11 protein-coding genes are annotated in these 11,844 nt (G+C 71.4%); all 11 read left to right on the top strand.

Features of this window, described 5'->3' with window-relative positions; all coding sequences use genetic code 11:
• Window positions 1–106 precede the first annotated feature (106 nt).
• The 11 genes from AB8810_RS19705 to xpsN all read left to right on the top strand — a co-directional run bounded on the left by AB8810_RS19705 (window position 107) and on the right by xpsN (window position 11,841).
• Entirely contained in the window at window positions 107–1,996 is a 1,890-nt protein-coding gene (locus AB8810_RS19705) for a S8 family peptidase (protein ID WP_369914619.1), read from the top strand.
• Between the two features lie 359 nt (window positions 1,997–2,355).
• Complete coding sequence (gene gspE, locus AB8810_RS19700) at window positions 2,356–4,086, top strand: type II secretion system ATPase GspE (protein ID WP_179568525.1); 1,731 nt, start codon at window positions 2,356–2,358, stop codon at window positions 4,084–4,086.
• A 118-nt stretch (window positions 4,087–4,204) separates the two neighbouring features.
• Entirely contained in the window at window positions 4,205–5,419 is a 1,215-nt protein-coding gene (locus AB8810_RS19695; RefSeq protein WP_179568523.1) for a type II secretion system F family protein, read from the top strand.
• An 879-nt stretch (window positions 5,420–6,298) separates the two neighbouring features.
• Window positions 6,299–6,733 (top strand): type II secretion system major pseudopilin GspG, encoded by a 435-nt coding sequence (gene gspG, locus AB8810_RS19690; protein ID WP_179568521.1) that lies wholly within the window; start codon window positions 6,299–6,301, stop codon window positions 6,731–6,733.
• A gap of 79 nt (window positions 6,734–6,812) precedes the next feature.
• On the top strand, window positions 6,813–7,262 hold the full coding sequence (locus AB8810_RS19685) for a GspH/FimT family pseudopilin (RefSeq protein WP_241093847.1): 450 nt from the start codon (window positions 6,813–6,815) through the stop codon (window positions 7,260–7,262).
• Window positions 7,259–7,675, top strand: coding sequence for a prepilin-type N-terminal cleavage/methylation domain-containing protein (locus tag AB8810_RS19680; RefSeq protein WP_179568513.1), 417 nt, complete (start codon window positions 7,259–7,261; stop codon window positions 7,673–7,675). The genes AB8810_RS19685 and AB8810_RS19680 overlap by 4 nt, the downstream gene beginning before the upstream one ends.
• The gene (locus tag AB8810_RS19675) at window positions 7,672–8,322 is read left to right on the top strand and encodes a type II secretion system protein J (protein WP_369914617.1); all 651 of its coding nucleotides are present in this window, start codon (window positions 7,672–7,674) and stop codon (window positions 8,320–8,322) included. The genes AB8810_RS19680 and AB8810_RS19675 overlap by 4 nt, the downstream gene beginning before the upstream one ends.
• Complete coding sequence (locus AB8810_RS19670; RefSeq protein WP_191825450.1) at window positions 8,319–9,179, top strand: general secretion pathway protein GspK; 861 nt, start codon at window positions 8,319–8,321, stop codon at window positions 9,177–9,179. Before AB8810_RS19675 ends, AB8810_RS19670 begins: the two co-directional genes overlap by 4 nt.
• Complete coding sequence (locus tag AB8810_RS19665; protein ID WP_179568507.1) at window positions 9,176–10,300, top strand: PilN domain-containing protein; 1,125 nt, start codon at window positions 9,176–9,178, stop codon at window positions 10,298–10,300. The genes AB8810_RS19670 and AB8810_RS19665 overlap by 4 nt, the downstream gene beginning before the upstream one ends.
• A complete protein-coding gene (gspM, locus tag AB8810_RS19660) occupies window positions 10,281–11,066 on the top strand; it encodes a type II secretion system protein GspM (RefSeq protein WP_206231225.1) in 786 nt (261 codons plus the stop codon). Before AB8810_RS19665 ends, gspM begins: the two co-directional genes overlap by 20 nt.
• Window positions 11,056–11,841, top strand: a complete 786-nt coding sequence (xpsN, locus tag AB8810_RS19655) for a type II secretion system protein XpsN (RefSeq protein WP_179568503.1) — start codon at window positions 11,056–11,058, stop codon at window positions 11,839–11,841. Before gspM ends, xpsN begins: the two co-directional genes overlap by 11 nt.
• The last annotated feature ends 3 nt before the right edge of the window (window positions 11,842–11,844 follow it).

Genomic DNA, 11,844 nt, shown 5'->3' with positions numbered 1-11,844 from the left:
CAGACCTAAGGACCTTGGCTGGGCCGGCCAACGGATTCGGGAAAAAGGAGCTTTTTTACGGCCGCAACAGTCGCCTGATCCACGAAACTTTGAAGAGGACGTCAACGTGATCGACAAGCAAAATCTCCGTATCAATGCCATCGCCGCCGCCATGCTGGCGATGTCGCTGGGGGCCTCGAGCGCATTCGCGGCCGGTGCCGCGTCGCTGCCGGTCAAGCAACCGGCCAAGGCCGCGCCGGCCGACGCGCAGACTTCCAGCCGCATCGTGGTGCGCTACAACGCCGGCAGCGCCGCCGCCAGCGACCGCAGCGCCAAGCTGTCGGCGGTGCAGTCGGCCGTGACCCGCGCCAGCCTGGGCGGCAGCAACGGCATCTCGCGTGCCGCGGCCGCCAGCGTGCGCGCCGAATACGTGCGTACCCTGGGCGTGGGCGCCGACCTGATCCGCCTGTCGGGCAAGCTGAGCAAGGCCGACGTGGACAAGGTGGTGGCGGAAATCGCCGCCGACCCGGCGGTCAAGTACGCGCAGGTGGACGTCAAGCTGCAGCGCACCGAGCTGCCCAAGGCGACGCTGGAGCAGCCGCAGCTGGTGCCCAACGACCCGCTGTACGCGCAGTACCAGTGGCACCTGAGCAGCGCCACCGGCGGCATCAACTCGCCGGCCGCCTGGGACGTGTCCAAGGGCGATGGCGTGGTCGTCGCGGTGCTGGATACCGGCATCCTGCCGAACCATCCGGACGTGGCGGTGAACCTGCTGCAGGGCTACGACTTCATCTCCGATGCGGAGACCTCGCGGCGTCCGACCGACGCGCGCGTGCCGGGCGCGCTGGACTACGGCGACTGGGTCGAGAACGACAACGAGTGCTATGCGGGCTCGCTCGCCGAGGACAGCTCCTGGCACGGCAGCCATGTCGCCGGCACCGTCGCCGAGGCCACCAACAACGGTGTCGGCATGGCCGGCGTCGCGCCGAACGCCACGGTGCTGCCGGTGCGCGTGCTCGGCAAGTGCGGCGGCTACCTGTCCGACATCGCCGACGCGATCACCTGGGCCTCCGGCGGCACCGTCGCCGGCGTGCCGGCCAACGCCAATCCGGCCGAGGTCATCAACATGAGCCTGGGCGGCAGCGGCACCTGCGACACGCTGTACCAGGATGCGATCAACGGCGCGGTGGCGCGCGGCACCACGGTGGTGGTGGCGGCCGGCAACAGCGCCGGCAATGCGGCCAACTTCCGTCCGGCCAGCTGCGCCAACGTGATCGCGGTCGGCGCGACGCGCATCACCGGCGGCATCGCCTACTACTCGAACTATGGCGCGGCGGTGGACCTGTCCGGTCCGGGCGGCGGCGGCAGCGTCGACGGCAACCCGGGCGGCTTCGTCTGGCAGAACGGCTATACCGGTGCGACCACGCCGACCTCGGGCAACTACACCTACATGGGCATGGGCGGCACCTCGATGGCCTCGCCGCACGTGGCGGCGGTGGCGGCCCTGGTGCAGAGCGCGGTGATCGCCGCCGGCAACGCGCCGCTGACCCCGGCCGCGCTGGAAACCCTGCTCAAGCAGACCGCGCGTCCGTTCCCGGTGTCGATCCCGACCAGCACTCCGATCGGTACCGGCATCGTCGATGCCAAGGCGGCGCTGGACAAGGCGCTGGAAGTGCCGTGCGACCCGCAGACCGAAGAGTGCGCGCCGCCGGCGACTGCGCTGACCAACAAGGTGGCGGTGGCCGGGTTGACCGGTGCGGCAGGCAACGAAGTGCTGTACAGCTTCGAGGCCGAGGCCGGTGCGGTGCTGAGCTTCCTCACCTACGGCGGCAGCGGCAACGTGTCGCTGTACGTGAGCTTCGACAAGGAGCCCAGCACCACCAGCTACGACGCCAAGTCGGCGCGTCCGGGCAACAACGAGACGGTGCGCTTCACCGCGCCGCAGGCCGGCACCTACTACGTCAAGCTGGTCGGCACCTCGAGCTACAGCGGCGTCAGCCTGGTCGCGCGCCAGTAAGCGTGCGCTGGACGGCGCCGGCAACGGCGCCGGAGTGACCCAGGAAACCCGGCTCCGGCCGGGTTTCCTGCGTTTTGGAGCTGAAAACCTCGAGCGCGCCGGTCGCTGCCGTTGCCGGCGCAGCGGCCGCTGCGCAAGCGTGCGCCATTGTCCGTTGCGCTTGTGCGCTGCAACGCCGGTGCCGCGCGCGGCGTGCACACCGCGCCGCAACGCGCGATGCTGCGCGCCGCGTATGTCACGCCAATGACGGCGTGCCGCGCCGCCACGGCGTCGTAGACAGTGCGGCGGGCCGATGCGGCGCGGGCGGGCGGCAGGTCGCGCCGAACTGCTAAAGTCGCCGCACGCTCTGGAGGGATTGTGTGAACGCGCTCGTCAAGGACACTGCTGCCGCTGTCGATACGCCCGAGGCGCGCATCGTCGATGCGTTGCTGGCCAAGGGCCGGCTCAAGGAGGGCGACCTGCTGCGCGCGCGCCAGTTGCAGCGCGAATCCGGCGGCGGCCTGCTGTCGCTGCTGGCGCGGCTGGGACTGGTCTCCGAACGCGACCACGCCGAGGTCAGCGCCGAAGTGCTGGGCCTGCCGCTGCTCGACGCCAAGCAATTGCCGGCCACCGCGCCGGAGCACCTGCCCGAGGCGCAGCCGCTGTCGCTGCGCTTCCTCAAGCAATTCCACGTGTGCCCGCTGGGCGAGCGCGACGGCGTGCTGGAACTGTGGATGTCCGACCCGCACGAGGCCTATGCCGCCGATGCGGTGCGCCTGGCCACCGGTTTCCAGGTGCTGCCGCGGGTCGGCCTGCGCTCGGAGATCGACGACCTGATCGAGCGCTGGTTCGGCCAGGGCCGCAGCGCGATGGGCGCGATCGTGGAGACCGCCGACGGCGACAGCACGGCGGCCGACGACATCGAGCACCTGCGCGACCTGGCCTCGGAAGCGCCGGTGATCCGGCTGGTGAACCTGGTGATCCAGCGCGCGGTGGAACTGCGCGCCTCGGACATCCACATCGAACCGTTCGAGAACCGGCTGAAGGTGCGCTACCGCGTCGACGGCGTGCTGATCGACGGCGAAAGCCCGCCGGCCAACCTGACCGCGGCGGTGATCAGCCGGGTCAAGATCATGGCCAAGCTCAACATCGCCGAACGCCGCCTGCCGCAGGACGGACGCATCATGCTGCGCGTGCAGGGCAAGGAACTGGACCTGCGCGTGAGCACCGTGCCCACCGCGCACGGCGAGAGCGTGGTGATGCGCCTGCTCGACCGCGAGACGGTGGTGTTCGACTTCCACCGGCTCGGCTTCACCGACGCGTTCCTGCCGCAGTTCCGCAAGGTGCTGGAGCAGCCGCACGGGATCCTGCTGGTCACCGGCCCCACCGGCTCGGGCAAGACCACCACGCTGTACACCGCGCTGAGCCAGCTCAATACCGCCGACGTCAAGATCATCACCGTCGAGGATCCGGTCGAATACCAGATCGAGGGCATCAACCAGATCCAGGCCAAGCCGCAGATCGGGCTGGATTTCTCGCACGCGCTGCGCAGCATCGTGCGCCAGGACCCGGACATCATCATGATCGGCGAAATGCGCGACCTGGAAACCGCGCGCATCGCGATCCAGTCGGCGCTGACCGGCCACCTGGTGCTGTCCACGCTGCATACCAACAACGCCGCCGGCGGCATCACCCGCCTGCTCGACATGGGCGTGGAGGACTATCTGCTGACCTCCACCATCAACGGCATCCTGGCGCAGCGCCTGGTGCGGCGGCTGGAGCCGACCCATGCCGAGCGCTATGCGGCCTCGCCGGAGGAGATCGAGAAGTTCGAACTGCGCCGGCTGCAGCCCGAGGGCGACATTTTCCTGTTCCGCCCGCGGCCCTCGGCGATCGCGCCGACCGGCTACCTGGGCCGCACCACGATCATGGAATTCCTGGTGATGAACGACGCGCTGCGCCGCGCGGTGATGCGCCACGCCGGCATGGGCGAGATCGAACAGCTGGCGCGCGAGGCCGGCATGCGCACGATGTACGAGGACGGCATCGGCAAGGCGCTCAGCGGCCAGACCACGATCGAGGAAGTGCTGCGCGTGACGGAGGAAACCTGATGCGCACCGTCCCCGGCGCGGCAGCGCGCAGCGGCGCAGTGGGGCTGCGGCGTTCGCGCCGGCACGCGCGCAGCCTGCTTTCCGATTCCCCGTTCCCCATTCCCCATTCCCAGCCCTAATGCCCCTGTACCGCTACAAAGCGCTCAACCCGCACGGCGAGATCCTGGAAGGCCAGATGGAGGCCGCCAGCGACGCCGAGGTGGCGCTGCGCCTGCAGGAGCAGGGGCATATGCCGATGGAGGCCAAGCTCGCGGCGCAGGGCGGCGGCACCTCGCTGCGCGGCCTGTTCCGGCCCAAGCCGTTCGACGGCGCGGCGCTGGTGCAGTTCACCCAGCAACTGGCGACCCTGCTCGGCGCCGGCCAGCCGCTGGACCGCGCGCTGACGATCCTGCTCGAACTGCCCGAGGACGAGCGCTCCAAGCGCACCGTCGGCGACATCCGCGACGCGGTGCGCGGCGGCGCGCCGCTGTCCACCGCGCTGGAGCGGCAGCATGGGTTGTTCTCGCGCCTGTACATCAACATGGTCCGCGCCGGCGAGGCCGGCGGCAGCCTGCACGACACGCTGCAGCGCCTGGCCGAATACCTGGAGCGCAGCCGCGAGCTGAAAGGGCGGGTGATCAATGCGCTGATCTATCCGGCGATCCTGGTCAGCGTGGTCGGCTGCGCGCTGCTGTTCCTGCTCGGCTACGTGGTGCCGCAGTTCGCGCTGATGTACGAGAGCCTGGACGTGCAGCTGCCGTGGTTCACCCAGGCGGTGCTGAGCGTGGGCCTGTTCGTGCGCGACTGGTGGATCCTGTTGCTGGTGGTGCCCGGGCTGGCGCTGCTGGCGGTGGACCGCAAGCGCCGCGATCCGGTGTTCCGCGCCAGCTTCGACGCCTGGCTGCTCAAGCAGCGCTTCATCGGCGTGCTGATCGCGCGGCTGGAAACCGCGCGGCTGACTCGCACCCTGGGCACGCTGCTGCGCAACGGCGTGCCGCTGCTGGCCGCGCTGGGCATTTCGCGCAACGTGCTGTCGAACCTGGCACTGACCGCCGACGTCGGCGCCGCGGCCGACGACGTCAAGAACGGCCACGGCCTGTCGGCGTCGCTGTCCAAGGGCAAGCGCTTCCCGCGGCTGGCGCTGCAGATGATCCAGGTCGGCGAGGAATCCGGCGCGCTGGACACGATGCTGCTGAAGACCGCCGATACCTTCGAACAGGAAACCGCGCAGGCGATCGACCGCCTGCTCGCCGCGCTGGTGCCGTTGATCACCCTGGTCCTGGCCTCGGTGGTCGGGCTGGTGATCATTTCCGTCCTCGTCCCCCTGTACGACCTCACCAATGCGATTGGGTGAGGCCATGCGTTTGCGAACCACTGGTTCGCGCATGGCCGAACGCCCGGCCATGGATGGCCGGGCAGGTCTGTCCGGGTGCAGCCCTGTCGCGCCATGGACGGCGACGCCCATGCCGGAAGCATCCTCGCGCCGCGCCATGGCGCATGTGGCGCCGAACGCCCGGCCACGGATGGCCGGGCCGGTGGTTCCGGCGCACGTGGCGTCGCGCCAGGGATGGCGGCATGAACCCAAGACGCAGCGAATTGCCGGATTGAAGGAGGCCATGCGTTTGCGAACCACTGGTTCGCGCATGGCCGAACGCCCGGCCATGGATGGCCGGGCAGGTCTGTCTGGGTGCAGCCCTGTCGCGCCATGGACGGCAGCGGACATACCTGCAGCATCCGCGCGCCGCGCCATGGCGCATGTGGTGCCGAACGCCCGGCCACGGATGGCCGGGCCGGTGGTTCCGGCGCACGTGGTGCCGCGCCAGAGATGGCGGCATGAACCCAAGGCGCAGCGAATTGCCGGATTGAAGGAGGCCATGCATTTGCGAACCACTGGTTCGCGCATGGCCGGGCAGGTCTGTCCGGGTGCAGCCCTGTCGCGCCATGGACGGCGACGCCCATGCCGGAAGCCTCCGCGCGCCGCGCCATGGCGCATGTGGCGCCGCGCCAGGGAGGGCAGCGTGAACCCGTCGCGCCGCGCACGGTCCAAGCGATGGCGACAGCCATGACCAGGCCATCTGTGCGCCACGTCATGCGCGAAATGCGGCATGGGTCGATCGCCGCCGCGCCAAACCCGTTCCCGCGCATGAAGCGCAGCTGCACGCACCGCACCCGATGGCGACCCTTGTCACCGCGTTCGGTTACATAAGGTTTTTCACCGCAAGGATCCGATGCAATGCGAAATATCCGTTCCCTGACCCGTTCCCCTTCCGCCGCGCGCCAGTCGGGCATGAGCCTGCTGGAAATCATCATCGTCATCGTGCTGATCGGCGCGGTGCTGACCCTGGTCGGCAGCCGCGTGCTCGGCGGCGCCGATCGCGGCAAGGCCAATCTGGCCAAGTCGCAGATCCAGACCATGGCCGGCAAGATCGACAACTACCAGCTCGACACCGGCAAGCTGCCGTCCAAGCTCGACGATCTGGTCGCCGCGCCGGGCGGCGTCAGCGGCTGGCTCGGCCCGTATGCCAAGCCCGCCGAACTGAACGATCCGTGGGGCCACCCGATCGAGTACAAGGTGCCCGGCGACGGCAAGCCGTTCGACCTGATCAGCCTGGGCAAGGACGGCCAGCCCGGCGGCAGCAGCTACGACGCCGACATCAAGTACGAGTGATCCCGGCGCCGTGATCCACGCCCCTGCCGGCGTTCCCCAGCGCGGTGCGCACGCGTGCGTACCGCTGGCGCGTGCACGCATGCGCGGCGTGTCGCTGCTGGAGATGCTGCTGGTGGTGGGCCTGATCGCGATCGCCGCGATGCTGGCCGCCTCGGTGCTGACCGGCGGCATCGACGGCATGCGCTTGCGCTCGTCGGCCAAGGAGATCGCCGCGCAACTGCGCTACACGCGGGCGCAGGCGATCGCCACCGGGCAGCCGCAGCGCTTCCTGATCGATCCGCAGGCGCACCGCTGGCAGGCGCCCAACGGCCGCCATGGCGAGATCCCGCCGTCGCTGGCGATCCGCTTCAGCGGCGCACGCGAGGCGCAGCGGCGCGAAGACGAAGGCGCGATCCAGTTCTTCGAGGACGGCGCCGCCACCGGCGGGCGCATCGAATTGCTGACCCGCAAGGCCAGCTGGCGCATCGACGTGGCCTGGCTGACCGGCGAGGTCAAGGTCGGGCGTCCGCCGCAGCAGGGCATGCCATGAAGGCGCAACGCGGCTACACGCTGATCGAGGTGATCGTGGCGTTCGCGCTGCTGGCGCTGGCGCTGACCCTGCTGCTCGGCTCGCTGTCCGGCGCCGCGCGCCAGGTCCAGCGTGCCGACCAGCTCAGCCGCGCCACGCTGTACGCGCAATCGTTGCTGGCCGCGCAAGGCGTGGAGCAGCCGCTGCAACCCGGCCGCGAACAGGGCAGTTTCGAGCAGGGCCATTACCGCTGGACTCTGGACGTGGCGCCGTACGTCGATGCGCGGCGCCCGCCGGACACGACGCTGACGCCGGGCGCGCCGACGCTGCTGCAACTGAACCTGCAGGTGCGCTGGGGCGATGCGCCGGCGCAGGCGCTGCAGTGGAAGACGCTGCGCCTGGTCAGCGCGCAGGGCAACGGGGTGCCGCAGTGAAGCGCGCACCGCGCCGCGCCGCCGCGCGCGGCTTCACCCTGATCGAGGTGCTGCTGGCCACGGTGCTGCTGGTCGGCGGGCTGACCCTGGCGTTCGCCACGCTGCGCTCGGCCACCGCGATCAGCGGCCGCGGCGAGACCATCGCCGGGCGCAGCGAGCGCATGCGCGCGGTCGAGGGGTTCCTGCGCCGGCGCCTGAGCGGCGCGCAGGCGCTGGCGCTGGACATCGACAGCCGCACCCTGCAGCCGGTGCGCTTCGTCGGCGAACCGCAGCGCATGCAGTTCGTCGCCGATCTTCCCGATTACCTGGGCCGCGGCGGCCCCTACGTGCACGACCTCAGCGTCAGCGGCGATGGCGGCCGGCAGCGCCTGGCGATCGCGCTGGTGCAGGTGCAGGCCGGCAAGCAGATCGCCGAGGACAAGCCGCGTGCGCCCGAGTCGCTGGCCGAGGGCCTGCGCCAGGTGCGCTTCCGCTACCGCGGCATCGATCCGGAGCGCGGCAGCATCGGTCCCTGGCAGGAGCGCTGGGAGAAGACCGACCAGTTGCCGCTGCTGGTGTCGATCGAACTGAGCAGCGACGACGGCATGGTGTGGCCGCCGCTGGTGGTGGCGTTGCGCCAGGCCGGCGGCGCGGAGGCGCGGCAATGAGCGCGGCACCTCGGCAGGCGCGCGGCGCGGCGTTGGTGCTGGTGCTGTGGCTGATCGCGCTGCTGACCGCGCTGATCGGCGCGTTCGCGCTGACCGCGCGCACCGAGGGCCTGCAGGGCAAGGTGCTGGGCGACGGCGCGGCGGCGCAGGAGCGCGCCCGCGCCGGGCTGGAGTACGCGCTGACCCGGCTCGCCGGCACGCCGACGCAGCCGGGCTGGCGCGCGGACGGGCGCCGCTACCGCTGGCAGTACGAAGACGCCACGATCGACCTACGGATCACCGACGAGAGCGGCAAGGTCGATCTGAACCTGGCCGACGCGCCGCTGCTGGCGGCGCTGGTGCGCGCGGTCGGCGGCGATCCGCAGCGCGCCGACCGCATCGCCGCGGCGATCGTGGACTGGCGCGACCCGGACAACCTCAGCCAGCCCAACGGCGGCGCCGAGGACCCGGACTATGCCGCCGCCGGGCTGCCGTACGGCGCCAAGGACGCGCCGTTCGAGAGCCTGGCCGAACTGCAACTGGTGCTGGGCATGGATGCGGATCTGTACGCCAAGCTGCTGCCGAACCTGACCCTGTACAGCGGGATTTCGCGCCCGGCGCCGGATTTCGCGCCGGCGCCGGTGCTGACCGCGCTGGGCCTGGATGCGCAGCAGGTGCTGGCGCAACGCGAGCGCAACGACCCGGCGCAGGCCGCTGCGATGGGCGGGGGCGGCGGCACCTACAGCATCGAAAGCCGCGCGCAACTGGCCGCTGGGCGCGCGGCGGTGCTGCGCGCCGTGGTGCGCCCAGGCTCGTCGGCGCTACCGGGCTCCGCCTACACTGTGCTGCGATGGGAAGAAGGATCGACCGTTCGATGACTGCGTGGCGAGATACGATGGACAAGCTCGGCGTGCGCATGGCGCCCGGTGCCGGCGGCGTGCTGGCCTGGTGGCAGCGTTCGCTGATGGCGTGGCTGCCGCCGCGCTGGCAACTGCAATTGGGCTGGTCGCAGGCGCGGCTGCTGCTGTGGCGCGACGGCGAACAGCTGTACGTCGCGCGCCAGATCGATGCCGAACTGGGCACGCCGCTGGCGTTGCCGTGGCCGCTGCTGCCGAGCGACCTGGAGGCCGTGCTCGGCCCGCGCCTGGCCGCCTTGCCGCGGGTCTGGCTGCTGCCGGCGCAGTCCGCGCTGCAGCGCACGCTGCGCCTGCCGGCCGCGGCCGCCGACCACCTGCGCGACGTGGTCCGCTTCGAGATCGACCGGCAGACGCCGTTCCAGGCCGACCAGGTGGTCTACGACGTGCGCCTCGGCGCGCGCCGCGACGATGCGCAACTGGACGCCGAACTGGTGGTGGCGCCGCGCCGCGTGCTGGACGAACTGCACGCCAGCGCCGGCGCGCTGCGCCCGACCCTGGCCGGGGTCGATGTCGCTGGCGCCGACGGCGCGCCGCTGGGCGTGAACCTGCTGCCGCCGGAGCAGCGCCATCGCCGCGCCGATCCGATGCGGCGCTGGAACGCGATCCTCGCCGCCACCGCGCTGCTGGCGCTGTTCGCCGCCGGCTGGCAGTTGCTGGACAACCGCCGCGACGCGCTCGAGCAGTTGCGCGCGCAAGTGGACAGCGGCGCGCAGCGCGCGCGCGGTGTGGCCGCGCAGCGCCAGCAGCTGGTCGATCTGGTCGAAGGCGCGGCCTTCTTCGACCAACTGCGCGCCGAGCGCCCGACCGCGCTGGAAATCTGGAACGAGCTGAGCAAGCGCCTGCCCGAGGGCACCTATCTGGAAAAATTCTCGGTCGAGGGCGACCAGTTGCAGCTGATCGGCCTCAGCAGCGAGGCGTCCTCGCTGGTCGGCCGGCTGGAGGGGTCGCCGCTGTGGCGCACGCCATCGCTGACCGGCGTGCTGCAGGCCGATCCGGGCAGCCACCGCGACCGCTTCACCCTCACCGCCGAACTGGCCGGGACCAAGCGCAAGGAGGCCGCCAATGCCGGTGCAGGTCGATAAGCGCGACCGCTGGCTGGCGCTGGGCCTGCTGCTGGCGGCGCTGGCGCTGGCCTATCTGCTGCTGGTGCATCCGTGGTGGACGGTGCCGATGCGCGAGGTCGAGGCGCAGATCCAGGAATTGCGCCAGCGCGAACTGCGCGTGCGCATGCAGTTGCAGCAGGCGCCGCAGGTGGCGCAGCGGCTGCAGCAGGCGCAACGCGATCTGGCCGCGCGTCCGGGCTTCCTGCGCGAGACCTCGGCCGAGCTGGCTTCGGCCGGGCTGGTGCAGCGCCTGGAAAGCGCGGTGGCCACCGCCAGCCCCGGCAACCGCAGCTGTGCGATCAGCAACCGTTCGCCGCTCGCCGCCGACAACCGCCGCGACCGCTTCACCCGCGTCGCGGTGCAGGTGCGGCTGCGCTGCGGCACGCCGGAACTGGCCGCGGTGCTGCACGCGCTGGAGAGCGGCACCCCGGCGCTGTTCGTGGACAACCTCAACGTGATGGCGCAGCGCTACCAGCTGTCGCCGGGCGAGAGCGGCAACGGCCTGGACGTGGCCTTCGAACTGGCCGGCTATCTGCGCCCGAACGCGATGCCGCCGCCGCCCGCCGCCGCAGGCATGCCGCCAGGCATGCCACCGCCGCCGCCGCCCGGCGCGCCGGCGATGGACGCCGGCACGCCGGCCGGCCCCGGGCCGAGCGAACCGGCGCCTGCGCAAGCGCCGCCGGCCATGCGCGATGCGGCCACGCCGCAGCCGCCGCAGCAAGTGGAGGGCGCGCATGCGAATTGAAGCGATCGGCCTGCGCACCGTGTGGCTGGCGACGCTGGCGCTGTGGGGGCTGCTGATCTGGGCGCTGGGCCTGGCCGGCCTGGGCCAGCGCATCGTGCCGCTGCCCGACGATCCGGGCATGACCCAGCGCCTGCCGAGCTTGCCGGCGGCGTCCGGCGAGCGCCTCGGCGATTATTCGCGCTACGCCGAAATCGCCGCGCGTCCGGTGTTCGCCGAAGACCGCCGGCCGCATCCGTTCTTCCTCAGCGCCGACAACGGCCAGGGCGCCGCGCCGAGCGTGCGCCTGACCGGCGTGCTGCTCACCGACAGCTTCAAGATGGCCACGCTGACCACCGAGCAGGGCGAATCGCTGCGCCTGCAGGAAGGCCGCGATCCGGTGAAGGGCTGGCGCTTGCTGTCGCTGGAACCGCGCCGCGCGGTGGTCAGCGGCGGCAGCGGCACCCAGACCCTGGACCTGCAGGTGTTCGACGGCAAGGGCGGGCAGCCGCCGACCGCGCTCGGCCAGGGCGCGCGGCCGCCGGGCATGCCGCCGTTGCCGGGGCCGCCACCGCCTGCGGCTGCGCCTGTGGTCAACAACGCCCCCGTCAATCCCGTCGCCGCCACGCCGCAGGCGGGCGCCAACGGGACGTCGACAACGCCGGCACCGAGCGCACCGGCGGCCGCGCCGGCGCCGTCGTCGGAACAGTTGCAAGCCATCCGCGAACGTATCGAAGCCCGCCGCCGGCAGTTGCAGCAGCAGCGCCAGAACGGCACCACCCCCGGCCAGAACCCTTGAAGA

Origin of the sequence: Xanthomonas sp. NCPPB 3005 (genome assembly GCF_041228095.2) — a bacterium.
Lineage (GTDB): Bacteria > Pseudomonadota > Gammaproteobacteria > Xanthomonadales > Xanthomonadaceae > Xanthomonas_A > Xanthomonas_A bonasiae.
This window is presented reverse-complemented; position numbering and strand designations above follow the sequence as displayed.

Excerpts from the sequence above, each read along its gene's own strand:
- AB8810_RS19695 (WP_179568523.1), top strand. The coding sequence starts at position 4,205 with ATGCCCCTGTACCGCTACAAAGCGCTCAACCCGCACGGCGAGATCCTG.
- gspG (WP_179568521.1), top strand. The coding sequence starts at position 6,299 with ATGCGAAATATCCGTTCCCTGACCCGTTCCCCTTCCGCCGCGCGCCAG.
- AB8810_RS19685 (WP_241093847.1), top strand. The coding sequence starts at position 6,813 with ATGCGCGGCGTGTCGCTGCTGGAGATGCTGCTGGTGGTGGGCCTGATC.
- AB8810_RS19680 (WP_179568513.1), top strand. The coding sequence starts at position 7,259 with ATGAAGGCGCAACGCGGCTACACGCTGATCGAGGTGATCGTGGCGTTC.
- AB8810_RS19670 (WP_191825450.1), top strand. The coding sequence starts at position 8,319 with ATGAGCGCGGCACCTCGGCAGGCGCGCGGCGCGGCGTTGGTGCTGGTG.
- AB8810_RS19665 (WP_179568507.1), top strand. The coding sequence starts at position 9,176 with ATGACTGCGTGGCGAGATACGATGGACAAGCTCGGCGTGCGCATGGCG.
- gspM (WP_206231225.1), top strand. The coding sequence starts at position 10,281 with ATGCCGGTGCAGGTCGATAAGCGCGACCGCTGGCTGGCGCTGGGCCTG.
- xpsN (WP_179568503.1), top strand. The coding sequence starts at position 11,056 with ATGCGAATTGAAGCGATCGGCCTGCGCACCGTGTGGCTGGCGACGCTG.